The organism is Pseudomonas sp. MF6394, from assembly GCF_002018845.1.
GTDB classification, from domain to species: Bacteria; Pseudomonadota; Gammaproteobacteria; order Pseudomonadales; family Pseudomonadaceae; genus Aquipseudomonas; species Aquipseudomonas lactis.
On the sequence record NZ_MVOJ01000021.1, the window covers coordinates 92102 to 116028 of the forward strand.

A 23927-nucleotide genomic window follows, 5' to 3' on the forward strand; every position below is an offset into this window, starting at 1 on the left:
GATGAATCCGGACAATCTGATCGAAATCCGCGACCTCAGTGTCGAGTTCGTCACCGGCGAGCATCATCACCGCGTGGTCAACCACGTCAGTTTCGACATCAAGCGCGGCGAAACCCTGGCGCTGGTGGGCGAAAGCGGTTCGGGTAAATCGGTCACCGCCCATTCGATCCTGCGCCTGCTGCCCTACCCGTTGGCCAGGCATCCGTCTGGCACCATCGAATATTCCGGGCAAGACCTGCTGACGCTCAAAGAGAAGACCCTGCGGCATATACGCGGCAATCGTATTGCGATGATCTTCCAGGAGCCGATGACCTCGTTGAACCCGCTGCACTCCATCGAAAAACAGATCAACGAAGTGCTCGGGCTGCACAAGGGCCTGACTGGCAAGGTCGCCACCCAGCGCACGTTGGAGTTGCTGGAACTGGTGGGCATCCCCGAGCCCCACAAACGCCTCAAGGCCCTGCCCCATGAGCTGTCCGGCGGCCAGCGCCAGCGGGTGATGATCGCCATGGCCTTGGCCAACGAGCCTGAGCTGTTGATTGCAGACGAGCCGACCACCGCCCTCGACGTCACCGTACAGTTGAAGATTCTGGAATTGCTCAAGGAGCTGCAGGCGCGGCTGGGCATGGCGCTGTTGCTGATCAGCCACGACCTCAACCTGGTACGGCGTATCGCTCACCGCGTTTGCGTGATGCAGCAAGGTTGCATCGTGGAACAGGCCGATTGCGAGACGCTGTTCCAGTCGCCCCAGCATCCCTACACCCAGGAATTGCTTGCTGCGGAGCCCAGTGGCGGTCCGGCCAACAACACGGTCGGCCCACCGCTGCTGGAAGTGGACGACCTGAAAGTCTGGTTTCCGATCAAAAAAGGCTTTTTGCGCAACACCGTGGATTACGTCAAGGCCGTGGACGGCATCAACTTCAGCCTGCCCCAGGGGCAAACCCTGGGCATCGTGGGTGAAAGTGGCTCGGGCAAATCCACCCTGGGCCTGGCGATTTTGCGCCTGATCGGCAGCCAGGGCGGGATTCGCTTCGAAGGCCAGCAACTGGACCGCCTCAGCCAACAGCAGGTGCGCCCGTTGCGCCGGGAAATGCAGGTGGTGTTCCAAGACCCGTTCGGCAGCCTGAGCCCGCGCATGTGCGTCAGCGAGATTGTTGGCGAAGGCCTGCGCATCCACAAGATGGGCACGCCCGCCGAGCAGGAAGCGGCGATTATCGCGGCGCTCAAGGAAGTGGGCCTGGACCCTGAATCCCGGCATCGCTACCCCCATGAATTCTCCGGTGGCCAGCGCCAACGCATCGCCATTGCCCGAGCGCTGGTGCTCAAGCCGCGCCTGATCCTGCTGGACGAACCCACCTCGGCCCTGGACCGCACGGTACAACGCCAGGTGGTAGAGTTGCTGCGCGGCTTGCAGGCCAAGTACAACCTGACCTACCTGTTTATCAGCCATGACCTGGCGGTGGTGAAGGCACTGAGTCACCAATTGATGGTGGTCAAGCAAGGCCAGGTGGTGGAGCAAGGCGACGCCCGGGCTATTTTTGCCGACCCGCAGCATGCCTATACCCGGCAGTTGCTCAAGGCGGCTTTTCTGGTACCGGCCTGACGTAACGCGGATGCAAATGCAGGAGTACTAACGCTATGTCGCCGAGCCCTATCGCCCGCCCCGCAGACACGCCGCGCTTCTGGCGCGACGAACGCCTGCCGTTCATCGAAGCGCGCACCATCGCCGACGGGCGCAAGGTCACCTACACCCGGCACGCCCACGAGCATTTTTCCATCGGCGCGATCACCACCGGCTGCAGCTATTACCACTACGGCGCGCGCACCTTCGACATCAGCGCCGGCACCGTGGTGCTGATGAACCCCGGCGATGTGCATGCATGCAACCCCATCTATGACCAGCCCTGGTCCTACCACATGCTGTACCTCGACACGCCTTGGCTGACCGACCTGCAATACCAGTTGGGGTTCAGTACCGACCAGGGCTACCGGCCCTTCGACACGCCCCATACCCGCGACACCGCGCTGTACCACGGCTTGCTAGACCTGTACCGCACACTGGTGGATGAACAGGCCGAGTTGCTGCAAAAACAGAGCGCGCTGGTGAGTTACTTCACCGAGGTACAACAGCGCCTGAACCCTTCGTTGGCGCCGGTGCGCGAGGTCAATCACAAACTGGAACGCGCCGCCGACTACATCCGCGCCCACTGCACACAAGCCTTGAAACTCGAAGACATCTGCCAGGCCGCCGACTTGTCGCCGTCTTACCTGATCCGCGCGTTCAAACAGTATTACGGCTTGACGCCCCACGCCTACTTGGTCAACCGACGCATCCAGTTCGCTCGCAGCCAACTGCGCAATGGCGCACTGATTGCCGACGTCGCCCTGGCCGCGGGCTTTGCCGACCAGGCGCACTTCCAGCGCACCTTCAAACAACACTTCGCGGCCACGCCGGGGCAATACCGCGAGAACCTCAAGCCATCAGCAAATAACCCACACTGGCCACCAGCAACGCGGCCATTGAGCGGTTGAACAGGCGCACACCTTTGGGGTTGTTCAAGTAGCGGCGCAAAAACGTCCCCGCATACGCCCAGCACGCCACCGACAGGTAGCAGATCACCAGGTAAAGCGCGGCAAACAACCACACCTGCGCCGCATCGCCATCGGCCACAAACAAGCCCATGCCTGCCACACACGCCAGCCAGGCTTTCGGGTTGAGCCACTGCATGATCGCGCCGTACAGCATCGACGGCGCGGTCTGTGCACCATCAGCGTCCAACTGGCCATCATCCACCGCCAGCTTCCAGGCCATATACAACAAGAACGCGACTCCGCCCCAACGGATCAATCGGATCAGGATCGGCCAGCGCACCAGCACTTCATGCAGCCCCAGGCCAATCAGTACCAACAACAAGGTGAAACCTACGGCGGCGCCCAACACATGTTTCTGGCTGGCGACAAAACCGAAACGCGCACCGGCACTTAAAGCGACCACATTGACAGGCCCGGGAGTGATGGACGTGGCCAGGGCAAAAGCGGCCATGGAGAGGATCAAGCTCATTACAGTTCCTTGTGTGATGCCAACGATATTGAGATCACGGTAACGCGCACAAAGACGAGAGGTATTGAAGAAAATGCCCCTTTGTCTTTCAGAACGAGCGCTATTGATTTGCGCCCCACCGCTAACCACGATGCGAAGCGAGCCGCTCTTGATTTGCTTTTGATCTTGATCTTAAGCGCCCCGTCAAACCACGCTGGCCGGAATTCGACAGGGATTTGGGGGGTAAACCGGCAGGGATGCCGGTTTAGCCGCCCCGCGCCATGGATGGCGCGTGGCGGCGGCCCCCCAAATCACTGGCGGATTACGGGCACACCGAGCCTAGGCGAGGTGCCGAGTGGTGGGGCAAGAGCGTTTTGCTTACTTTTGCGCTTTTCAAAAGTGAGCCGCCGTCAGGGCGGAACCCTAAGTGGCCGTTACCGCAGGAATGGATATGCACCCGGTACAACTGCATCGCCTGTCTGGCCGCCTTCGCGAGCAAGCCCGCTCCCACAGTTGGGTCGCGGGGGGTCAGGTAGGTAGGTGTCGGCTGGCAGGCCGCCATCGCAGGCAAGCCAGCTCCCACAGTTGAATCGTTGGGGTGTCAGATAGGTAGGGGTCGGCTGGCAGGCCGCCATCGCAGGCAAGCCAGCCCACAGTTGAATCGTTGGGGTGTCAGATAGGTAGGCGTCGGCTGGCAGGCCGCCATCGCAGGTCAAGCCAGCTCCCACAGTTGGATTGCGGGGCACCAACGTTGAACCTCCCGCTTGAGCCTTCAGGCCAGAGGCCTTACGGTGCCAAAGGAGCAACGTTTCTCTATGATGTGGCCTTTGACTGAACATCCCTGGAACCGCCCATGCCCACCCTCACCTTGCGCAACGCCCTGCCCACCGACGCCGCACGCTGCTTTGAAATCGAAACCACCGCCTACGAGGGCGACGAAGCCGCAACGCTTGAAAAGATCACCACGCGCATCGCGCAGTACCCCGAGGGCTTTTTGATCCTGGAGGAAGATGGCGCAGTGGTGGGTTTCATCAACTCAGGGTGCGCCCATGAGGTGGTGATGTCGGACGAGGCCTTCAAGGAGTTGGTGGGCCATGTGGCCGAGGCGCCGAATGTGGTGATCATGTCGGTGGTGGTCGACCCGGCCCATCAAGGCAAGGGGTATGCGAAAAGGCTGATGACCGAGTTCGTGCAACGCATGCAAGCGATGGGCAAGCGCACCCTCCACCTGATGTGCAAGGAGCAGCATGTGCCGTTGTACAGAGCAATGGGCTACACCTATGTGCGCCCTTCGCCGTCGGATCATGGGGGTATGGCGTGGCATGAGATGGTGAGAATGCTTTGATGCAAGCCGTTGCACGAGTGATTGCAAAAGTGTTTCCAAGCGTGAAGCCGCCAAAAAACCTGCAACGACCCAGTGTGTTTCAGTGAGTGAAAACCTGGCACTGCGCTGCCCTATCTGACAGCCAGCCTGACTTTTCGGCGCGTGGGCCGGACTGCACCTATAGCCTTTTCACTCACTCGAAAACCCACGCCCGATGCGGTTTTACGTTGTTACACCCAGCCAAAACAGACCTCGTTGAGCGCCTGCCCCTGGCGCTGTAGCCTGCGAAACGCCCTGTCAGGATCCCTTCCTGGCAGGGTCAACTTCCTAGCGATCAGAGAGGTGCAATCATGTCTTCAATCAGTGACTCCATCCCATTCGTACCCGCGTACCAGCCCGCTGGCAAACACCCTATCGATAACGATGTACCCAGGACAAACCCTCTGGACAAACAGGCAGGAGAAGATGCCGAAGTGTCCAATGGCAAGGGCGGCTGGAAGAGCATTGGCAATGCGACGCGCGACCACGCCAACCGCACTCGGTTGGATCGCAACTTCTTGCCTTCGGACAAAAAGATCGTCGATGACTCCAAGGTCAATACCCATATCCAATATCACGGCAGCGGCACCCTGCCCGCCTTCTCAACTTCGGATTACAAGGCCTTAGACGACTCCCCGTCCAATACCCATCGCGAACCGATCGACTTCGAAATAAAACCTGACGGCATCGGCGGTTGGACCAAGGCGTGACAACTCCTCTGCTTTTGACCTAAGCCGCCGTAGTACCCAGGGCTTTGCCGAACACCCCATACCCATTAGCTTCAACTGGTATGGTTGGCGGCTGTTCCGCTATGGGACAGCCGCCGAACCATCTACCAACTGCCGGAAGCCCCCCCGCCACCGCTGGAACCGCCACCGCCCGACGAACTGCTGCTGGAGCTGGAGCTGGAGCCGCTGGAACCTGAACTGGACCCGCCACCGGAGCCAGAACCTTCGCCGACCTTGCCAAAGATAATCAGCGCAACAAACGATGCGATAGGAAACGCCAGCAACCAGGCGTCGCGATCACCGTCCATCACCCGCCCCGCCACCCCATACACGGCCATCACCGCCAGCAGCCGTACGGCAAAACCTGCGCGGCTGGTGCGCCAGGTCTCCCTCATGATCAGCAGCAGCACCAGGTACAAGCCTAGTACCACCAAGACGCCCAATGGCCACAGCAGCCAATGGATGAAACTGACGTCCACGTACTGGTTTGCCACCACCAACCCGAGGATATAAGCCAGCAGCCCGATCACGCCGTAAAACAGCGTACGTACCTGCCACAACGCGCCGAATATCGCGCCGCCAATCAACAACGTCAGCGGCACTACAAACAGAAACATCGGCCAATCCCGACCACCTGCCAGCAGCACCAACAACAGCGTGGCCGCTACTGCGATGATCAAGGCCCTGCGCCAGTGCAACTTACCGGCAGCGATCAGTACACCGGTGAGCGCCCCCAGGATAAACGCCGCCAATATCGCGATAAATTGGGGGTTGAGCCCCGGCCCGGCCCTTTCAGGCAAGTCGCCGCCGTCCACCAAGACGACCAGCGCGTTCACGCCTTGCTCGATGCCTGCGGCAAAGTCACCCGTCCGAAACGCCGGCGTGATCTGTTCTTCAATGATGCGATGGGCCAGCAGGTCGGTGACAATGCCTTCCAGGCCGTAGCCCACTTCGATGCGCACCTTGCGGTCGTTCTTGGCCACCACCAGAAGGATGCCGTCGTTGACGTTCTGGCGTCCCAGTTTCCAGGCGCGAAACAGTTGGTTGGCGTAGCTTTCGAGATCGGCGCTGCCGGTGGTCGGCACCAGCAATACAGCAACCTGCGCGCCTTTGCGTTGTTCAAGGTCGGCGAGTTGTTGCTTGAGGCGCTCGGCGGTGCCCGAGTCGAGAGTGTTGGTCAGGTCAATGACCCGTTGATCAAGGGCAACCCCAATGGGCGAGGTGTCCGCATGCGCGGCGATCAACAGGCTGGAAAATACCAGGGCCAGTAGGCTGAACACCGATTGCCGCACAAGTACGATCATGTATGGTTACCTGAAGTCTCTCCCTGAAGGCGCCGACTTTACCTTATCTGCACGCAAACGCGTGACCCAGGGCCTGCGACTATCTAAACTGCCGCCAAGCTGCATAGCAATTAGCCATCTACGGGACCCCCATGGACCTACGTCACCGAAACCATATACATGTGATGGGCAACGGTCCCTCGACGCTGGTGTTTTCCCACGGTTTTGGTTGCAACCAGGCCATGTGGAATGCCCTGGCACCGCACTTTCTCGAACGCTTTCGCGTGGTGCTGTATGACCTGGTCGGCGCCGGCCTGTCGGACTTGAGTGCGTTCGACAAAGCCAAATACAGCCGCCTGGATGGCTACGCCCATGACCTGAACGAGATTATCCACGCCTACGCCCAAGGCCCGGTGATTCTGGTGGGTCACTCGGTCAGCGCGATGATCGGCACCCTCGCCGACCGTTTCATCCCGGGCCGCATTGCCGCGCACGTGATGATTGGCCCATCGCCGCGCTATATCGACACCGATGAGTATGTCGGCGGTTTCCAGCACCGCGACATCGACGACCTGCTCCACACCCTCGACAGCAACTACCTGGGCTGGTCCAGCGCCATGGCCCCGGTGATCATGGGCGCGCCGACGCAGCCGCACCTGAGCGAGGCGCTCACCGAGAGTTTCTGCCGCACCGAGCCGGACATCGCCAAGCAGTTCGCCCGCGTGACCTTTCTGTCGGATAACCGCCAGGATGTGTTCGGCCTGACTACCCCGGTGCTGATCCTGCAATCGACCGAAGACCTGATCGCTCCCGTGGCCGTGGGTGAATACCTGCACGCCGTATTACCTAACAGCACTTATTGCCTGGTCGAGAATGTCGGCCATTGCCCACACATGAGCGCCCCCCAGGCGTGCGCAACAGCGATGGACCGCTTCCTCGCCCCTTGGGCGGCTGCCGATGCCCGCTGATTCACTGTTCGACAGCGCGGCCTGCGCGCTGGCGGTGACGCAGGAAGATGGCACGATCCTGCACGTCAACCCGCGCTTGTGCGATTGGCTGGGCTTTACCGCCGCCCAACTGCTGGGCCGGCGTTTCCAGGACCTGCTGGCCATGGGCGGGCGGATTTTCTACCAGACGCACCTGGCACCGATGCTGCGCATGCACGGCAGCGTCACCGAGGTGAAGCTCGACATCCGCCATTGCGACGGGCACAAGGTCACCGTATTGCTCAATGTCACCCGGCGCCAGCAGCCCGACGGCGTGGTGTATGACCTGGCGCTGTTCGGCACCACCGACCGTGACAAGTACGAGCGCGAACTGCTCAATGCCCACAAGCAGGCGGAAGCCCTGCTGCAGGAAAAAACTGCTACGGAACTGGCCCTGCAACAGGCCCAGGCCGAACTGAGCGAGGCCTATGCCATTGCCCAGCGCCGGGCGTTGTTTGCCGAACAGATGGTGGCGATTGTCAGCCATGACCTGAAAAACCCTCTCACGGCGATCCGCATGGCGTCCGACTTTCTCCAGCGTGGCGAGCGCACGGCCAAGGAGCGCCAGTTGTTGGGGCACATCGGCCAGTCGTCCGAACGCGCCCACCGCATGATCGCCGACCTGCTGGACTTCACCCAGGCCCGGGTCGGCCAGGGCATTATCATCAAGCCGCAACCGCTGGACCTGCACAGCGTTATTCATCGCAGCGTCGACGAACTGCGAGTGGCCTTCCCCAAGGCCACGCTGGTGCATCACGCCGAGGGCCAGGGCGACGCCTGCCTGGACGCCGACCGCGTGCAACAGATGATCGGCAACCTGGTGGCCAACAGCGTGGCCTATGGCGACTTGCTGCAGCCGATCACCATCACCTCGCGCCTGGGCGATAACACCTGCGAGGTTGCGGTGCACAACCACGGCCCCGCGATACCCCAAGCCTTGCTGGCCGGGTTGTTCGAACCCATGACCCGTGGCACCGACCAGGGCAGCGACGTGCGCAGCGTGGGCCTGGGCCTGTATATCGTGCGTGAACTGGCCAGGGTGCATGGCGGCGATGTGGCGGTGAGTTCCTGTGCGAGCGCCGGCACCACGTTTACGGTGAAGTTCTAGTACAGGTACGCGGTGCCCTGCATGATCGGCTCGACACGGCCGGTCAATATCACCCCACCCTGCCCGTCCCATTGCACCGTGACCGCACCACCATCGCATTCGACTTCCACACACTCATCAAGCAGCCCGCGCCGGATGCCATTGACCACCGCCGCGCAACAGCAGGAACCGGACCCCTGCGGCACACCGCCGCCACGCTCCCAGATACGCAGGCGGATATGGCTGCGGTCCAGCACTTGCACGAAATGCACATTGGTGCTGACCGGAAACAGCGGGTGAACTTCCAGCGTCGGGCCCATGGCCTCAATATCGAGCGCCGTCACATCCTCCACAAAAAACGTGCAATGCGGGTTGCCCATGCTGCACGCCGCCGGCTGGCCGTCGATAGGCAACACACAGGTGTCCATCGCCCTGTCCAGGGGCACCGACGCCCAGTCCAAGGAGGGTGGGCCCATGTCCACCGACACCCGCTGCCCATCAGCACGTGTGCATCTCAGCAAGCCACGGTCGCTGCGCAGCACGATGGTGTCAGTGCCAGCCTCATGCATCAGGCGATCAGCCACGCCACGCGTCGCGCTGCCGCAGGTGTGCAGGCGTGTCCCGTCCGGGTTCCAGAACTGAACGCGCGCGGCGGCCTCCTCACAGTCGAGCACCACCGCCAGTTGATTGAAACCGATGCCGAAGCGGCGGTTACCCAGGTAGCGGGCAATCTGCGCAGTAATGGGGTTGTCCTCGCCACGGCGGTCGACGATGATGAAGTCGTCGCCGTGGGCGTGCATCTTCACGAACGGCAGGGTCATGGGCGCTCCTGTGAGTGAAATGAGCCGAGCGGTTCTAATACCACTGTAGGAGCGAGCTTGCTCGCGAAAAAACCACAGGCGCCGCGTTTATTCAGGGAAGTACACGTTATCGTTGGCGTTTTTCGCGAGCAAGCTCGCTCCTACAGGGGGTTGATGGTCATGCTTATTGTATTCAGCGGCTTGCCCGGCAGTGGCAAGACCACGATTGCCAGGGAGCTGGCGCGACAGGTGGGCGCGGTGTACCTGCGTATCGATGTGATCGAGCAGGCGCTGCGCGAGGCTGGGGTGTTGGCGGGGGATGTGGGGGCCAGTGGCTACGCTGTGGCGAATGCGCTGGCGCTGAGTAACCTGCGCCTCGGGCAGCGGGTGATCGCCGATTGTGTGAACCCGGTGAAGGAAAGCCGTGATGGCTGGCAAGCGGTGGCGACAGCCGCCGGCGTGGCGCTGATCAATATCGAAGTGGTGTGTTCCGATCAGCAGGCGCATCGGCGTCGAGTCGAAGGTCGTGTGGGCGATATCCCGGGGCTGGTGCCACCCACCTGGGAATCGGTACAGGTGCATGAGTATGAACCCTGGGAAGCGCCGCCGTTCAGGCTGGATACGGCGCAGTTGACGCCGGCAGAAGCTGTCGCGGCAGCCCTGCTCCATCTAGGCTAAAACCCCACCCTGTGGCGAGGGAGCTTGCTCCCTCACCACACTCTTTAGAAGTTACCGCGCAGTGCCTCAAGCCCGCCTTCGTAGACACCGGTAAACAACTCCTCTACCTGCGCATCAGTGGTACCCGCTGCCGGCGTGAACACCCCGGACCAGGTCACTTTCGCCGAGGTGTCCGTCAACGCTTCAACCTGCAAGGTCGACAGGTAAGCACTCACCGGAAACGGCGACGCTTCAATGGTGTAGCTGTAGGTGCGCGCCACGTTGTCGAAAGTCTGCAAGCGCTCGACAATCGTGCCGCCGTCAGCGGCGGTCAGGTGACGCACACGGCCACCCTCGCTCGGCTCGCTCTTGGCAATAAAAGGCAGCCAGTCGGGCAGGCTGTTGAAGCCGCCAATCAGTTGCCAGACCTGGTCGGCCGACACCGCTATTTCAATCACAGAAGACGCTGTTGCCACGATCAATACTCCAGTCAGGAAAAATCAGATTGCCATGCTGTCGACAACGCCACCGTCGACTCGCAGCGCGGCACCGGTTGTCGCCGAAGACAGCGGTGAAGCAATGTACGCCACCAGGTTCGCCACTTCATCCACATTGGCCGCACGCTGGATGATCGAGGTGGGCCGCGCGTGGCGTACAAACACATCCGCTTCTTCTCGGGCACTGCGCCCGGATTCGGCCGTGGCGTCCTTGAGCATGTGTTCCAGGCCATCGGTAAAGGTCGGCCCCGGCAAGATAGCATTCACCGTCACCCCGGTCCCCGCCAGGCGCTTGGCCAGGCCGTGGGACACCGCCAGGTTGGCGCTTTTGGTCACCCCGTAGTTGATCATGTCAGCCGGCGTCGCCACCCCGGACTCCGACGACACGAAGATCACCCGGCCCCAACCCTGCTCGACCATGCCCGGCACATAATGGCGCGCCAGGCGCACGCCGGAGATCACATTGACCTCATAGAAGCGCGCCCACTCACTGTCCGGCGCGTCGAAGAAATCCACCGCATCGAAGATGCCCAGGTTGTTGACCAGAATGTCGGCGCGGGGTTCGGCGGCGAAGAGCTTCTGTGCGCCTTCAACGGTGCCGAGGTCGGCCACCACACCACGCAGTTGAGCAGCGGGAACCGCTTGGCAAATGCTGGCCAAGGCGTCGTCCACCTTGCCTGCATCACGCCCGATCACCACCACCGTGGCACCCGATTGCGCCAGGGCCTGGCTGATGCCCAGGCCGATACCGGCGGTGCTGCCGCTGACAATAGCCACTTTGCCACTTACATCAATTTTCATGCTCAAGCTCCTTAACGTGAGAGAGGCAAAGGTGCACGATCCGAGATCAAGCGGGCCTCGCGCAACGCCTGCCAGAAGGCGGCTGGAATCTGTTCAGACAACGCCGCAACGTCTTCGGCAATCCGCCCCGGACGACTGGCACCGGGAATCACCGCCGCCACCGCCGGATGGGCCAGTGAGAACTGTAGCGCAGCGGCCTTGATACTGACGCCAAACGCCTGGGCAATCGCCTTGATCTGCTCGACCTTGGCAATGATCGCCGGGCTGGCTTGCTGGTATTCAAAGTGCGCACCGCCAGCGAGGATGCCGGAGCTGTACGGGCCACCGACGACGATCTCGACCTGCTGGGCGTGGGCGGCGTCCATCAGGCGCTGCAAAGCGCGGTCGTGGTCCAGCAGCGTATAGCGCCCCGCCAGCAGAAAGCCGTCGGGCTGGGCTTCGGCCAGGTCCAGGGTCAACTCGCAAGGTTCGACGCGGTTGACGCCAAGGCCCCAGGCCTTGATCACCCCTTGCTCGCGCAAACGGGTGAGTACTTTGAAGGCGCCAGTGCGGGCCTGGTTGAAGTATTCCAGCCATTGGTCGCCGTAAAAATCCTGGGCGATGTCGTGAACCCACACGATGTCAAGGCGATCGGTTTGCAGGCGTGTCAGGCTGTCTTCAATGGAACGCAGGGTGGCGTCGGCGCTGTAGTCATTGAGTATTTTATTGCGGCGGCCGTGTTCGAATACGCCGCTTTTTTCGCCAAGGTCCCGGGCGGTTTCTTCGACTTCATCGAGAATCACGCGGCCGACCTTGGTGCTGAGCACGTAGTCGTCGCGGTGGTAGTTGGACAGCGCCTGGCCCAAGCGCATTTCCGACAGGCCCGAGCCGTAGAACGGCGCGGTATCGAAGTAACGCACGCCCTGGCTCCAGGCTGCCTCGACGGTGGCCTGGGCTTCTTCTTCGGGGATGGCGCGAAACATATTGCCCAAGGGGGCGGTGCCAAAGCCCAGTACGCCGGGCAGTGTGTCTTTCAAGCTCATGGTGGATCCTCAATCGGTGCGAGGTCGCGGTGACCGTTGAGCAGATGCTAGATTGCGCTGATCAGACCGTCCAAGACATACTGCGACCAACTTGAGTCCTTGCAGGTCTTACATGATTGATCTACGCCAGTTGCGCTACTTCGAAGTGGTGGCTGAAGAAGAACACGTTGGCCGCGCCGCCGAGCGCTTGCACATTTCTCAATCGCCCCTGAGCCGGCAGATCGCCCAGCTCGAGGAGCGCCTGGGCCTGACCCTGTTCGAACGCAGCCAGCAGCGCATCCGCCTGACCCGCGACGGCCAGACCTTCCTGGCCGAAACCAAGGCATTGCTGACCCACGCCAACCGCCTGGAGTCACTGGGCAAGCGCCTGGGCCGTGGGGAAGAAGGCGGTTTGTGCATCGGTTATATCGAGAACGCCATGCACGCCGGCGTCTTGCCCAACGCCTTGCGCATACTGCGCGACGACCGGCCCGCCGTGCATATCAAGCTGTATAACCTGCCCTCCCTGGAACAACTGGAAGGTTTGCGCCAACGCAGCCTGGACATCGCCCTGGTGAGCGAACCACCCGCCGCCGCCGACCCGGACCTGAGCGCCTGGCAAGTCCTCGACGACCCGATGCTGCTGGCCCTGCCCGAACAGCATCCGCTGGCTCGACACCGCGAACTGTTGCCCGAACACCTGGCTGACCAACAATGGATCGGCGTGCAGCGCAAACCTGGCGCCCACCCGGCTGACGATTTCGTCGCCGCCTGCATCCGCGCCGGTTTCACCCCGCAGATCCCCATGGAGGCCAGCGAGCCCTTTACCGCATTGGGCCTGGTGGCGTCCGGGCTGGGGGTGGCGATGGTGCAAAAAGGCCTGAGCCGCAACGCACCGCCCGGCGTGGTGTTGCGCGAGCTGCCGTGGCTGGCCTACACCACACCCCTGTGGGCGGCCTGGCATCGCGTCAACTTGAGGCCGTTGGTGGAAACCTTTCGCAAAGTGCTGACCGAACCTGAGGCTATCTGACTGACGCCCTGCAGTTTGAATGTGGGAGCGGGCTTGCTCGCGAAGGCGTCGGTTCACCAACATTGATGGTGACTGACCCACCGCTTTCGCGGGCAAGCCCGCTCCCACAGGGGATCTGTGCCGGGCGCTGATTTTGTGGGCAATGCAGAACCCGTGTGGGAGCTGGCTTGCCCGCGAAAGCGGTGGTTCAGTTGAAGATCAGTGACTGACACACCGCCTTCGCGAGCAAGCCCGCTCCCACAGGGGATCTGTGCCGGGTGATGATTTTGTGGGCAATGCAGAACCCGTGTGGGAGCTGGCTTGCCTGCGATAGCGGTGGTTCAGTTGAAGATCAGTGACTGACACACCGCCTTCGCGAGCAAGCCCGCTCCCACAGGGGATCTGTGCCGGGCGCTGATTTTGTGGGCAATGCAGAACCCGTGTGGGAGCTGGCTTGCCTGCGATGGCGGTGGTTCAGTTGAAGATCAGTGACTGACACACCGCCTTCGCGAGCAAGCCCGCTCCCACAGGGGATCTGTGCCGGGTGATGATTTTGTGGGCAATGCAGAACCCGTGTGGGAGCTGGCTTGCCTGCGATAGCGGTGGTTCAGTTGAAGATTCAGGCACGCCCGCTCCCACATTGGATCTCAGAGCGCTTCGCGCAAGCGATACCACAACATCCCCAACGCCAGCAGCGGCGAACGCAGCGCCTTGCCACCCGGAAAGGTCATGTGTGGCACCTGGCTGAAAATATCCAGACCCTGGCTTGCACCCGCATGTATCCCTTCAGCCAGCAACCGTGCGCACCAGTGCGTCACGTTCAAGCCATGGCCGGAGTAGCCTTGGGCATAGAACACATTCGGGTACTGCTTGAGCCGCCCGACCTGGGGAAAGCGGTTGGCGGTGATGCCGATCTTGCCGCCCCACTGGAACTCGATGGCGGTGTTGGCCAACTGCGGGAACACCTTGAGCATTTTCGGGCGCATGTACGCGGCGATGTCCTGAGGGTCTCGCCCTGAGTAATGGCAGGCACCGCCGAACAACAGGCGCCGGTCGGCGGTCAGCCGGTAGTAATCCAGGCCGACTTTCTGGTCGCACAGCGCCAGGTTCTGTGGGATCAACTGCTGGGCCACAGGCTCAGGCAGTGGCTCGGTGGCGATGATGTAGCTGCCCGCTGGCAGTACCTTGCCGCTCAAGCGCGGCTCCAGCTCTTCAAGATGGGCATTGCATGCCAACACCAGGTTGGCTGCGCGCACGCTGCCGCCCGCGCAGCGCACCTGCACGGAATCGCCATGGATCAGCTCCAGCACCGGGCTGTGCTCAAAGATACGCACCCCAAGGGCCTCGGCCGCCTGCGCTTCACCCAGCACCAGGTTGAGCGGGTGCAGATGCCCGGAACCCATGTCGACCAGGCCGCCGGCATACACCGTTGAACCCACTACTTGCGCCATGTCGTGCGGGCCGACCAGTCGCGTTTCAGGGGCATACCCCATGGCTGCCAGGTGCGCCTGTTCGCCCTTGAACGCCGCGAACTGCGCCGGGGTATTGGCCAGTTCGCAGAAGCCCCAGCGCAGGTCGCAGTCGATACCGTGCTCGGCAATGCGCTGGCCCACCAGGGCCACCGAGTCGATACCGGCCCGCTCCATATAGCGCACGCCCTCCTCGCCCACGTATTTGGCAAACCCGGAGACGTCATGGCCGATGCCGCGGATCAATTGCCCGCCGTTGCGCCCGCTGGCGCCCCAGCCAATGCGGCGCGCCTCCAGCAGCACCACCGAGAGCCCGCGCTGGGCCAGTTCGATGGCGGTGTTGACCCCGGTAAAACCACCACCGATCACACACACATCGGCGCTCAGGTCTGCCTCAAGTACAGGCCGCTGCGCCATGGCATTCGCCGAAGCGCGGTAATAGGACGGGGCATGTTCGTTGGACGGCATCATCGGTTGGACTTCACTTTGCTCCAGGCGCGGGTCATCACGCGCATGGTGGCCGGCGTGGGCGTGGTGGAAATATAGAGTTTGTCGAGAACCTCCTGGGGCGGATACACCTCAGGGTTGTTCACCAGTTCCGGGGCCATGAACGGCTTGGCGGCCGGGTTGGCGTTGGCATAGCCCACCGAAGCGCTGACCTTGGCAATCACCTCAGGCTCCAGCAGGTAGTTGATGAACGCATGGGCTTCTTTAGGGTTGCTCGCGTCGGCCGGAACCGCCAGCAGGTCGAACCACAGGTTGGCCCCTTCCTTGGGGATCGAATACGCAATGTTCACCCCGTTCTTGGCTTCCTTGGCGCGGTTGGCGGCCTGGAACACATCGCCGGAATAACCGAAGGCCACACAGATATTGCCGTTGGCCAGGTCCGAGATGTACTTGGAGGAGTGGAAGTAAGTGATATACGGCCGCAGCGTCAGCAGCTTGGCTTCGGCCTGCTTGTAGTCCTCGGCGTTCTCGCTGCGTGGGTCCTTGCCCATGTAGTTGAGGATCGCCGGGAACAACTCATCCGCCGAATCGAGGAAAGCCACGCCGCATTCATGCAGCTTCTTGATATTTTCCGGTTCGAACAGCACGGCCCACGAATCGATGCGGTCGATACCCAGCACTTGCTTGACCTTGTCGACGTTGTAGCCAATGCCATTGGTGCCCCACAGGTACGGCACCGAGTGCGTATTACCGGGGTCGTTCTGTTCCAGTAACTTGAGCAGCTTGGGGTCCAGGTTCTTGAAGTTGGGCAACTGCGCGCGGTCGAGCTTGAGGAACGCACCGGCCTTCACCTGGCGCGCCAGGAAGTGGTTGGACGGCACCACCACGTCATACCCGGTGCGCCCGGCCAGCAACTTGCCCTCCAGGGTTTCGTTGGAGTCGAACACATCGTAGACCACCTTGATACCGGTCTTGGCCTGGAAGTCCGCCAAGGTGGTCTCGCCAATGTAATCGGTCCAGTTGTAGACACTCACCGTCGGTGCCGCCTGGCCGGCACTGCTGAACACCGCGGCCAGGGCCAGTGGGAGAAGCTTGTTCACAAGACGCATATCGTCACCCCTTTTATGCTTGTTTTTAGACGCTCAACAGCAGGAACTCACGCTCCCAGGAACTGATCACCCGCTTGAAATTCTCATGTTCGGCGCGCTTGACCGCCACATAGCCGCGTACGAATTTCTCGCCCAGGTACTGCTTGACCGTGTCGCAATCCTCCATGCGCGCCAGCGCATCTTCAAGGGTGAACGGCAAGCGCAGGTTGCGGCGCTCATAGGCGCGACCTTCCACCGGAGCACTGGGTTCGATGTGCTCGATCATCCCCAGATAACCACACAACAGGCTCGCGGCAATCGCCAGGTACGGGTTGGCATCAGCCCCCGGCAAACGGTTTTCCACGCGCATCGCCTCCGGGCTGGAAGTGGGCACACGCAGGCCGACGGTGCGGTTCTCTTCGCCCCATTCGACGTTGACCGGCGCCGAGGTGTCCGGCAGGAAGCGGCGGAACGAGTTCACATTGGGCGCGAACATCGGCAACAGCTTGGGGATGTACTTCTGCAAGCCGCCGATGTGATGCAGAAATAACGGGCTCATGTTGCCGTCAGCATCGACGAACACCGGCTTGCCGGTGGCAATCTCTACCACGCTCTGGTGCAAATGCATGGCACTGCCCGGCTCATCGGCCACCGGCTTGGCCATGAAGGTGGCGGCGACGTTGTGCTTGAGGGCGGCCTCGCGCAAGGTGCGCTTGAACACCGTGATCTGGTCGGCCAGATCCAGGGCGTCGCCATGACGGAAGTTGATTTCCATCTGCGCCGGGCCGTCTTCATGGATCAGCGTATCGAGGTCCAGGCCCTGGGCTTCGCACCAGTCATAGACGTCTTCGAACAGCGGGTCGAATTCGTTGGCCGCGTCAATGGAGAACGACTGGCGGCCGGTTTCGGCACGGCCGGAACGGCCAATCGGGGTTTTCAACGGCAGGTCCGGGTCTTCGCAGCGCTGGGTGAGGTAGAACTCCATTTCCGGCGCCACGATCGGCTGCCAGCCTTGGTCGGTGTAGAGCTGCAGGACTTTCTTCAACACGTTGCGCGGTGACAGCTCGATGGGGTTGCCCTGCTTGTCGAAGGTGTCGTGGATCACGATGGCCGTGGGTTCGATGGCCCACGGCACCACGTAAGTGGCGTTGGCTGCCGGGCGGCAGATCATGTCGATATCGGCCGGGTCCAGCAGGTCGTAATAGATATCGTCGTCGACGAAGTCCCCGGTTACCGTTTGCAGCAACACACTTTCCGGCAGGCGCATGCCTCGCTCATGCAGGAACTTGTTGGTGGGCGCAATCTTGCCGCGTGCGATGCCAGTCAAGTCACTGATCACGCATTCGACTTCGGTAATCTTGTGTTCTTTCAGCCAAATGGAGAGCTGATCGAAGGGGGCGTTCATAAGGACCTCGTCTTGGGTGGGATGCGACGCTGGCTTGTACTCCCAGCGCATTGAGGTCTATCTTGGGCCAGCCTTGAAACGGCATCTATCCACTTTGCACGCGGCACAACGCACCAATAGAGTGCGCACGGATCACCCATGACACAGGCAACCGCTTTGCGCGTACAGGCCTTCGCCACCGGCGATGTGGCCACCCAATGCAGTGCGACACCCGGCTGGGTGCAGCAGTATCAGCAGATGTCCCCGGGGCATTTTGCCGGGCAGGTGCGCTACCTCGACCTGCAAGGGGTTCAGGTCTACGAAGAGTGCATGAACACCCGGGTGGAGCAGCATTTCAACGCACCTGCCGGCGCCCTGGCGTTCTGTTTCGACGCCAGTGACAACGCGCTGTACCTGCTCAATGGCGAGAGCCGCAACACCTGGATCACCCCGGTCAACTACCGCGAAGTGGCGGTGGTATTCGGCCCGCAGTTCGTTCAACGCCAGGGCCTGGATATAGCCAAACTCGAAGGCTTGTTCATGGCGCCGCTGACCGGCCAACAGAACGCGCTGTTCACCCGTTGGCTCAGTGGCACGCTCACGCGCTTGTCGGCACTGACCGACCCCATCAGCCGCGATGCCCTCACCCAGCAACTGCTCGACGACTGCCTGTTTATTCTCGATAACGCCTGCGTGTGTCTGGACCGCAGTTCGCTACAAAAGCGCAGCGAAGAACGCCGCTTGATGGCGCGCATCGGCGAATGGGCGGCGGATGCGCCGGACGAAACCGCCAACCTGTTGGAACTGGCGCAGATTGCGGGTGTGCCGTTGCGCCACTTGCAGCAAGGGTTCAAGACCTACACAGGGATGAGCCCGGCGCAGTGGTTAAGGTTGCGTCGGTTGAATGGGGCGCGGCGTGAGCTATTGAGTGGCGCGGATACCACCGTGGCCGAGGTGGCGATGAATTGGTCGTTCTGGCATTTGGGGCGGTTTTCCAACAGCTATCGGGCTTTGTTCCGGGAGCTGCCCAGCGAGACGCTGAAGCGCTTTGGTTGAAACGCTATGCCCTGTGGGAGCTGGCTTCTACACAACTTTCTGAGCTGTAGCAGCAGACGGTAACCACGATGCGAAGCGAGCCGCTCTTGATCTTGATCTGCTTTTGACCTTAGGCGCCCCGTCAAACCACGCTGGCCGGAATTCGACAGGGATTTGGGGGGTAAACCGGCAAGGGATGCCGGTTTAGCCGCCCCGCGCCATGGATGGCGCGTGGCGGCGGCCCCCCAAATCACTGGCGGATTACGGGCACACCGAGCCTAGGCGAGGTGCCGAGTGGTGGGGCAAGAGCGTTTTGCTTACTTTTGCGCTTTTCAAAAGTGAGCCGCCGTCAGGGCGGAACCCTAAGTGGCCGTTACCGCAGCAATGGATATGTACACAATCCAACTGTGTTGACTGTCAGGCCGCCTTCGCGAGCAAGCCCGCTCCCACAGTTTTGACCGCGGGGTGTCAGGGAGATAGGTGTCGGCTGGCAGGCCGCCATCGCAGGCAAGCCAGCTCCCACATTCGATCAGCGGTGTCGCAGAGCCCCTCTGCATAACTTGTAAAATCCCGCCGTTATGCCTAGCTTATGCGCCCCCCGCCCAGCGCTTTAAGGCCTTGCCCCATGGTTTTGCGTTTCCGCCCCATCGTCACCTCACGTTTCGCCCTCGGCCTGTTACTCAGTGGCGGCATCGGCAGCAGCCTGGCCGCCGAGATCGAGTTGCCGACGGTAAAGGTCCAGGGCCAGGATGAGTCTGGCTACCGCAGTGAAACCGCGTCGGTGGGTGGTTTTGATGAAGCGCCGCTGTTGGACACCCCCGCCTCGATCACCGTGATCAACGCCACGCTGATCAAGGACCAGCAGGCACGCCTGCTCAGCGAAGTGCTGCGCAACGATGCCTCGGTTGGCGACAGTTACGCGCCCATCGGTTATTACGAGAATTTCGTGGTGCGTGGCTTTTCGCTGAACGCGGCCAGCAGTTACAAGATCAATGGGCGCACCATCACCGGCGAGCAGAACGTCGCCCTGGAAAACAAGCAGCAAGTGGAAGTGCTCAAGGGCCTGGCGGGTTTGCAGAGCGGCATTTCCGAGCCCAGTGGAGTGATCAACTACGTGACCAAGCGCCCCCAGGATGTGCGCTCGGTGACGGTGTCCACCGATGATCGTGGCAGTGGTTACATCGCCACCGATGTTGGCGGCTGGTTTGGCAGCGAGCAGCAGTTCGGCCTGCGCGCCAACGTCGCCCATGAAGACCTCAATTCCTATGTGGAACACGCCAACGGCCAGCGCGATTTCGTGTCCCTGGCCTTTGACTGGAACATCAGCCCCGACGCCGTGTTGCAACTGGATGCCGAATACCAGAACAAACAACAGCGCTCAGTACCCGGTTATCAACTGCTGGGCGGCACCGAAGTGCCCCACGGTGCTTCACCGAAGAAGCTGTTGGGGCACCAGACGGGCGGCAAGCAGGTCGGGATTGATTCGCTGAACCTCAACGGCAAGTTCGAGTACCGTTTCAGCGACCAGTGGAAAGGCAGTGTCAGCGCGGCGCGTAGCAAGGTGGTGATTGATGACTACAGTTCGTTTGCGTGGGGTTGCTATGGTTCAGACAGTTGCAGTTCTACAAGCGTGCCGAACTACTTCAGCCCCGAAGGCAATTACGACGTCTACGACTACCGCAGCCCGGACGACACTCGCCGCGACGATGAAATCCAGGCGGCCATGACAGGCCTGTTCGACACCGCCGGCATCGGCCACGAACTGACCTTCGGCACCAGCGCGTTTCGCCGGGTGATCGACAAACGCAAGTCGGTCAACGAATTCATCGGCACCGCCAATATCGACCAAGAAGTGCCGAGCTTTCCCCCGACCAATAAGCCGCTGAACGACAGTCACCGCAACCTCGACAGCCGCCAGTACGGCCTGTTCGTCACCGACCGCATCCGCTTCAACGAACACTGGCAAACCATCCTTGGCGGCCGTGAAGTACGCCTGGACGAAAAAGCCTTCGACAGTGTCACCGGCAACCAGACACGCCACACCCAACAGTACGTGTTCCTGCCCCAGGCCTCGTTGATCTACAAGCCGGTGGACAACGTTTCGCTGTACACCAGCTACAGCAAGGGCCTCTCTCTTGGCGGCACAGCGCCGTGGTTCGCAAACAATGCGGATGAAACCCTCGCCCCCACCGTCTCGCGCCAGCTCGAAGCCGGGGTGAAATACGACTGGCGCCGTATCAGCTTCGCCGCCGCCGTGTTCCAGACGCGCCAGGCTTACCAGTACGCCAAGCCCGAAGGTGGCACGTTCAACTACGTGCAACAGGGCCAGCAGAAAAACACCGGGATTGAATTGTCCGCCAACGGCTGGGCCACCGACCGTCTGCAGATCGCCACCAGCGTGGCCGCGATCCGGGCGCGGGTGAGCGGCAGCGGCACGCCGGAGTACGAAGGCCATCAGGCGATCAACGTGCCCAAGCTGCGCGCCAGTGTGTACGCCGACTACGCCCTGCCCTGGGTCAATGGCCTGGCGGTATTGGGCGGCGTGCAATACAGCGCGAAGAAGTCCGCCAATCGCACCGGCAACGTGGAAGTGGGCGACTACGCGGTGGTCAACGTCGGGAGCCGCTACACCACCAAGGTCGATGGCTACGAAACGGTGTTTCGCCTGAGCGTCGATAACCTGTTCGACAAGCGCTACTGGCGCGACGCCGGCGAATACATGGGCGATGACTACCTGTTCCAGGGCGCCCCGTTGACGGCGCGTTTGAGTGCGTCGGTCAACTTCTGAGTAGCCGCGACGTAGCCAGCCACAACGCTGCCAAGCCGCACACCAACAGGCTCCAGCCTAAATCCTGGGACCAGGTCACCAAGGCCAGCCCGCCGCCAATCACCAGGTAGTACAGCAAGCCAAACAGGGCGGCGGCGGTGCCAAGGCGGTCTCGGTAATCGACCAGGGCCGCCCCCAGTACGTTGGGAATCGCCATGCCGAAGGCCAGCACCACCAACAGCATCGGCCACACCAACAGCCAGCTGTGCTGCAGGGCCAACACCAACAGGCTCCCCACCACGGCCACCGCTGCGGCGACAACCACCAACCGCTCACCGCTCAACCCACGCTTGAGCAAGGCTTTGTTCAGCCACGCCCCCAACCCGGAACCCAGCGCCAGCAACACGCCGCTGTAACCGAACTCGGCGGTGGAACGCCCCTGCTGCGCGAAGACAAACGGCCCCACGCTGTAATAGCTGAACAGCGCGATATTGAACGCCGCGACCAACCCGACCGAGCGCCATACTCCGGCATCCTTGAGCATCAGGCCGAGCGTCTGGCCAAGGGCGGCGATGGGCAAGGAGGCCGGACGGGTTTCCGGTAAGGCCCACCAGCACCAGCCCCACAACACCGCCGCGAGCAGCAGCAACGCGCAGAGCACGCCGCGGTAACCGAAAAATTCCACCAGGCTCGCGCCGCTGAACAGGCCGACAGCAGGACTGGCGGCCAGCGCAATACCCATCACGGAAAACACCTGGGCCAGGTCGGCACCGTGGAAACGGTCACGCAACACCGTCTGCGTGACCACCGACCCCACCGCCGCGCCAAAAGCAGCACAGGCCTGGGCCAGCAGCAAGGCGTCGAATGTCGTCACCGTCAAGGCCAGCGCCGAAGCGCCCACATAGATTGCCAGCCCCATCAGCATCACCGGCCGCCGCCCCAGACGATCACTCAGCCGGCCCCACACCACCACGCCCAGGGCGAAGGCGAGGAAATACACCGACAAGGTCTGCCCTGCCCGTTCCGGCGCGACGTCAAAGGCGCGGCCGATATCGCCCAGGGCCGGGCTGTACAGGGTTTGGGCCAACTGCGGGAACATCAGCAGGGCCATGGTCAGCGGCAGCAAATTTTTATATGTCATCACACGATCCATCCATAAACACAACGGACGGATTCTAGGGCGCGCCAGCTGGGCTATTATCCGGATTTCGACACTTTATCCATCAAATCGGACAACCCATGGCCTGGCTTGCCGCTACCGCGTCTTTCAACCCCGACGCCTTCGCAGCGCCCGTGATCGGCATCGCTGCGGTGCTGGGCAATCACGATTCGGGCCTGCATGTGCACCAGCGCGGGCAACTGCTGTTCACCCAGCAAGGTTGCACGCGCATCACCCTGGACAATCAACTGTGCCTGTTGCCACCTACGCGCGCAGCCTGGATCCCCGGCGGCCTGCCCCATCGTGCGGTGATGCAGCAGGCGGTGGATTATCGGTCGGTGTATGTGAGTGCGGCCCTGGCCGAGCAGTTGCCGGCCCAGGTGCGGGTGATCCAAGTGAGTGCCCTGCTCAGGGCAGTGCTGGAACCCATGGCCCTGGCGCCGTTCGAGACTGATTGGCAGGCGGGTCGCTATGCCCATTTGCTGGGGCTGTGCCTGGATGAAATCCGCCACGCGGCGGCGCAACCCTTGCTGTTGCCGTTGCCACGGGACAAGCGCCTGGCGCCGCTGCTGGCCCAGCTTGACCGCTTGCCCCCCACGCTGCAGGACCTGGAACAGCACATTGGCGCCAGCACCAAGACCATCGGCCGGATTTTCCTCAAGGAAACCGGCCTGGGGTATCAGCAATGGCGCCAACAGTGGCGTCTGATGCGCATGATCGAACTGCTTGCCATCGGGCGCAGCCTGGGCTACTGCGCCTTTGAACTGGGCTTTGCCAGCGACAGTGCACTGATCGCCTTTTTCAAAGGCATGACCGGCACCACGCCGCGAAGCTATTTCAAAGCCAACTGACGGGCTTACTTGGGCATCTTGCGAAAGCCCACTGCCAGGCGGTTCCAGCTGTTGATAGTGGCGATGGCGACGCTCAGGTCCACTTGTTCCTGGGGGCTGAACTGGGCGGCCAGTGCCTCGAAGTCTTCATCCGGGGCGTGGGTCTGGCTGAGCAGGGTCAGGCTTTCGGCCCACGCCAGGGCAGCGCGCTCGCGTGGGGTGAAGAACGGGGTTTCACGCCAGGCCGACACGGTGTACAGGCGCCGCTCGGTTTCGCCGCCCTTGCGGGCATCGGCGGTGTGCATGTCCAGACAGAACGCGCAGCCATTGATCTGCGAGACGCGCAGGCGCACCAGTTCCAGCAGTGGCAGTTCGATGGAGAGTTTGCCGACTGCCGCTTCCAGGGCGAGCATGGCTTTCATGGCGTCTGGGGAAGCGGTGTAGAAATCGGTACGGGTTTGCATGGTGTTGCTCCAGGACAGTGGGATTGGTGAGC

22 protein-coding genes are annotated in these 23927 nt (G+C 61.8%); 11 read left to right on the plus strand and 11 right to left on the minus strand.

All coding sequences use genetic code 11. The annotated features are described in order from the left end of the window. Position 1 precedes the first annotated feature (1 nt). Complete coding sequence (locus MF6394_RS20665; protein WP_044270018.1) at positions 2-1603, plus strand: ABC transporter ATP-binding protein; 1602 nt, start codon at positions 2-4, stop codon at positions 1601-1603. A 35-nt stretch (positions 1604-1638) separates the two neighbouring features. Then, positions 1639-2532, plus strand: a complete 894-nt coding sequence (locus MF6394_RS20670) for an AraC family transcriptional regulator (protein WP_078467429.1) — start codon at positions 1639-1641, stop codon at positions 2530-2532. Here the strand turns inward: MF6394_RS20670 and MF6394_RS20675 are convergent. Then, positions 2474-3061, minus strand: a complete 588-nt coding sequence (locus MF6394_RS20675; RefSeq protein WP_078467430.1) for a LysE family translocator — start codon at positions 3059-3061, stop codon at positions 2474-2476. The two genes, MF6394_RS20670 and MF6394_RS20675, sit on opposite strands and share 59 nt — an antisense overlap. Before the next feature lie 832 nt (positions 3062-3893). On the opposite strand from MF6394_RS20675, the gene MF6394_RS20690 reads away from it, so the two are divergent. Both MF6394_RS20690 and MF6394_RS20695 read left to right on the plus strand, forming a co-directional pair. Continuing rightward, positions 3894-4385: a GNAT family N-acetyltransferase gene (locus MF6394_RS20690; protein WP_044270023.1), complete on the plus strand. Its 492-nt coding sequence runs from the start codon at positions 3894-3896 to the stop codon at positions 4383-4385. A gap of 329 nt (positions 4386-4714) precedes the next feature. Next, positions 4715-5113 (plus strand): hypothetical protein, encoded by a 399-nt coding sequence (locus MF6394_RS20695; RefSeq protein WP_044270025.1) that lies wholly within the window; start codon positions 4715-4717, stop codon positions 5111-5113. A 122-nt stretch (positions 5114-5235) separates the two neighbouring features. On the opposite strand, the gene MF6394_RS20700 is transcribed toward MF6394_RS20695, so the two are convergent. Continuing rightward, positions 5236-6435 carry a TPM domain-containing protein gene (locus tag MF6394_RS20700; protein WP_078467432.1) on the minus strand — a complete coding sequence of 400 codons (1200 nt, stop codon included), beginning with the start codon at positions 6433-6435 and terminating at the stop codon, positions 5236-5238. 131 nt (positions 6436-6566) lie between these two features. Between MF6394_RS20700 and MF6394_RS20705 the strand changes: the two genes are divergently transcribed. Next, positions 6567-7382: an alpha/beta fold hydrolase gene (locus tag MF6394_RS20705; RefSeq protein ID WP_078467433.1), complete on the plus strand. Its 816-nt coding sequence runs from the start codon at positions 6567-6569 to the stop codon at positions 7380-7382. Next, positions 7372-8508, plus strand: coding sequence for a PAS domain-containing sensor histidine kinase (locus MF6394_RS20710; RefSeq protein WP_078467434.1), 1137 nt, complete (start codon positions 7372-7374; stop codon positions 8506-8508). Before MF6394_RS20705 ends, MF6394_RS20710 begins: the two co-directional genes overlap by 11 nt. Here the strand turns inward: MF6394_RS20710 and dapF are convergent. Further along, the gene (gene dapF / locus MF6394_RS20715) at positions 8505-9308 is read right to left on the minus strand and encodes a diaminopimelate epimerase (protein ID WP_078467435.1); all 804 of its coding nucleotides are present in this window, start codon (positions 9306-9308) and stop codon (positions 8505-8507) included. The two genes, MF6394_RS20710 and dapF, sit on opposite strands and share 4 nt — an antisense overlap. A 159-nt stretch (positions 9309-9467) precedes the next feature. On the opposite strand from dapF, the gene MF6394_RS20720 reads away from it, so the two are divergent. Beyond that, positions 9468-9965, plus strand: coding sequence for an AAA family ATPase (locus MF6394_RS20720; protein WP_078467451.1), 498 nt, complete (start codon positions 9468-9470; stop codon positions 9963-9965). A gap of 44 nt (positions 9966-10009) precedes the next feature. On the opposite strand, the gene MF6394_RS20725 is transcribed toward MF6394_RS20720, so the two are convergent. The 3 genes from MF6394_RS20725 to MF6394_RS20735 are packed head-to-tail and all read right to left on the minus strand — an operon-like array spanning position 10010 to position 12264. Further along, positions 10010-10420: an SRPBCC family protein gene (locus MF6394_RS20725; protein WP_044270035.1), complete on the minus strand. Its 411-nt coding sequence runs from the start codon at positions 10418-10420 to the stop codon at positions 10010-10012. Positions 10421-10444: 24 nt separating this feature from the next. After that, entirely contained in the window at positions 10445-11242 is a 798-nt protein-coding gene (locus tag MF6394_RS20730; RefSeq protein WP_078467436.1) for an SDR family NAD(P)-dependent oxidoreductase, read from the minus strand. An 11-nt stretch (positions 11243-11253) separates the two neighbouring features. Continuing rightward, on the minus strand, positions 11254-12264 hold the full coding sequence (locus MF6394_RS20735; RefSeq protein ID WP_078467437.1) for an aldo/keto reductase: 1011 nt from the start codon (positions 12262-12264) through the stop codon (positions 11254-11256). 112 nt (positions 12265-12376) lie between these two features. Here MF6394_RS20735 and MF6394_RS20740 point away from each other — a divergent pair, with 112 nt between their 5' ends. Next, positions 12377-13273, plus strand: coding sequence for a LysR substrate-binding domain-containing protein (locus MF6394_RS20740; protein WP_078467438.1), 897 nt, complete (start codon positions 12377-12379; stop codon positions 13271-13273). A 626-nt stretch (positions 13274-13899) separates the two neighbouring features. On the opposite strand, the gene MF6394_RS20745 is transcribed toward MF6394_RS20740, so the two are convergent. The 3 genes from MF6394_RS20745 to MF6394_RS20755 are packed head-to-tail and all read right to left on the minus strand — an operon-like array spanning position 13900 to position 17661. Further along, on the minus strand, positions 13900-15192 hold the full coding sequence (locus MF6394_RS20745; RefSeq protein ID WP_044270042.1) for an NAD(P)/FAD-dependent oxidoreductase: 1293 nt from the start codon (positions 15190-15192) through the stop codon (positions 13900-13902). Further along, the gene (locus MF6394_RS20750; protein ID WP_078467439.1) at positions 15189-16277 is read right to left on the minus strand and encodes a polyamine ABC transporter substrate-binding protein; all 1089 of its coding nucleotides are present in this window, start codon (positions 16275-16277) and stop codon (positions 15189-15191) included. The genes MF6394_RS20745 and MF6394_RS20750 overlap by 4 nt, the downstream gene beginning before the upstream one ends. A 25-nt stretch (positions 16278-16302) precedes the next feature. Continuing rightward, the gene (locus MF6394_RS20755; protein WP_044270176.1) at positions 16303-17661 is read right to left on the minus strand and encodes a glutamine synthetase family protein; all 1359 of its coding nucleotides are present in this window, start codon (positions 17659-17661) and stop codon (positions 16303-16305) included. 138 nt (positions 17662-17799) lie between these two features. On the opposite strand from MF6394_RS20755, the gene MF6394_RS20760 reads away from it, so the two are divergent. After that, a complete protein-coding gene (locus tag MF6394_RS20760; protein WP_078467440.1) occupies positions 17800-18696 on the plus strand; it encodes a helix-turn-helix domain-containing protein in 897 nt (298 codons plus the stop codon). Between the two features lie 604 nt (positions 18697-19300). Beyond that, entirely contained in the window at positions 19301-21463 is a 2163-nt protein-coding gene (locus tag MF6394_RS20770) for a TonB-dependent siderophore receptor (RefSeq protein ID WP_078467442.1), read from the plus strand. Here the strand turns inward: MF6394_RS20770 and MF6394_RS20775 are convergent. Next, positions 21453-22583 carry an MFS transporter gene (locus MF6394_RS20775; RefSeq protein ID WP_078467443.1) on the minus strand — a complete coding sequence of 377 codons (1131 nt, stop codon included), beginning with the start codon at positions 22581-22583 and terminating at the stop codon, positions 21453-21455. The genes MF6394_RS20770 and MF6394_RS20775 overlap by 11 nt on opposite strands. A 98-nt stretch (positions 22584-22681) precedes the next feature. Here MF6394_RS20775 and MF6394_RS20780 point away from each other — a divergent pair, with 98 nt between their 5' ends. Next, positions 22682-23452, plus strand: coding sequence for an AraC family transcriptional regulator (locus MF6394_RS20780; RefSeq protein WP_078467444.1), 771 nt, complete (start codon positions 22682-22684; stop codon positions 23450-23452). A gap of 5 nt (positions 23453-23457) precedes the next feature. On the opposite strand, the gene MF6394_RS20785 is transcribed toward MF6394_RS20780, so the two are convergent. Next, on the minus strand, positions 23458-23895 hold the full coding sequence (locus MF6394_RS20785) for a carboxymuconolactone decarboxylase family protein (RefSeq protein ID WP_078467445.1): 438 nt from the start codon (positions 23893-23895) through the stop codon (positions 23458-23460). Positions 23896-23927 lie beyond the last annotated feature (32 nt).

What these genes read in the sequence shown, in the direction of transcription:
- MF6394_RS20665 (WP_044270018.1), top strand. Translation starts at nt 2, where the DNA reads ATGAATCCGGACAATCTGATCGAAATCCGCGACCTCAGTGTCGAGTTC.
- MF6394_RS20670 (WP_078467429.1), top strand. Translation starts at nt 1,639, where the DNA reads ATGTCGCCGAGCCCTATCGCCCGCCCCGCAGACACGCCGCGCTTCTGG.
- MF6394_RS20675 (WP_078467430.1), bottom strand. Translation starts at nt 3,061, where the DNA reads ATGAGCTTGATCCTCTCCATGGCCGCTTTTGCCCTGGCCACGTCCATC.
- MF6394_RS20690 (WP_044270023.1), top strand. Translation starts at nt 3,894, where the DNA reads ATGCCCACCCTCACCTTGCGCAACGCCCTGCCCACCGACGCCGCACGC.
- MF6394_RS20695 (WP_044270025.1), top strand. Translation starts at nt 4,715, where the DNA reads ATGTCTTCAATCAGTGACTCCATCCCATTCGTACCCGCGTACCAGCCC.
- MF6394_RS20700 (WP_078467432.1), bottom strand. Translation starts at nt 6,435, where the DNA reads ATGATCGTACTTGTGCGGCAATCGGTGTTCAGCCTACTGGCCCTGGTA.
- MF6394_RS20705 (WP_078467433.1), top strand. Translation starts at nt 6,567, where the DNA reads ATGGACCTACGTCACCGAAACCATATACATGTGATGGGCAACGGTCCC.
- MF6394_RS20710 (WP_078467434.1), top strand. Translation starts at nt 7,372, where the DNA reads ATGCCCGCTGATTCACTGTTCGACAGCGCGGCCTGCGCGCTGGCGGTG.
- dapF (WP_078467435.1), bottom strand. Translation starts at nt 9,308, where the DNA reads ATGACCCTGCCGTTCGTGAAGATGCACGCCCACGGCGACGACTTCATC.
- MF6394_RS20720 (WP_078467451.1), top strand. Translation starts at nt 9,468, where the DNA reads ATGCTTATTGTATTCAGCGGCTTGCCCGGCAGTGGCAAGACCACGATT.
- MF6394_RS20730 (WP_078467436.1), bottom strand. Translation starts at nt 11,242, where the DNA reads ATGAAAATTGATGTAAGTGGCAAAGTGGCTATTGTCAGCGGCAGCACC.
- MF6394_RS20735 (WP_078467437.1), bottom strand. Translation starts at nt 12,264, where the DNA reads ATGAGCTTGAAAGACACACTGCCCGGCGTACTGGGCTTTGGCACCGCC.
- MF6394_RS20740 (WP_078467438.1), top strand. Translation starts at nt 12,377, where the DNA reads ATGATTGATCTACGCCAGTTGCGCTACTTCGAAGTGGTGGCTGAAGAA.
- MF6394_RS20745 (WP_044270042.1), bottom strand. Translation starts at nt 15,192, where the DNA reads ATGATGCCGTCCAACGAACATGCCCCGTCCTATTACCGCGCTTCGGCG.
- MF6394_RS20750 (WP_078467439.1), bottom strand. Translation starts at nt 16,277, where the DNA reads ATGCGTCTTGTGAACAAGCTTCTCCCACTGGCCCTGGCCGCGGTGTTC.
- MF6394_RS20755 (WP_044270176.1), bottom strand. Translation starts at nt 17,661, where the DNA reads ATGAACGCCCCCTTCGATCAGCTCTCCATTTGGCTGAAAGAACACAAG.
- MF6394_RS20760 (WP_078467440.1), top strand. Translation starts at nt 17,800, where the DNA reads ATGACACAGGCAACCGCTTTGCGCGTACAGGCCTTCGCCACCGGCGAT.
- MF6394_RS20770 (WP_078467442.1), top strand. Translation starts at nt 19,301, where the DNA reads ATGGTTTTGCGTTTCCGCCCCATCGTCACCTCACGTTTCGCCCTCGGC.
- MF6394_RS20775 (WP_078467443.1), bottom strand. Translation starts at nt 22,583, where the DNA reads ATGACATATAAAAATTTGCTGCCGCTGACCATGGCCCTGCTGATGTTC.
- MF6394_RS20780 (WP_078467444.1), top strand. Translation starts at nt 22,682, where the DNA reads ATGGCCTGGCTTGCCGCTACCGCGTCTTTCAACCCCGACGCCTTCGCA.
- MF6394_RS20785 (WP_078467445.1), bottom strand. Translation starts at nt 23,895, where the DNA reads ATGCAAACCCGTACCGATTTCTACACCGCTTCCCCAGACGCCATGAAA.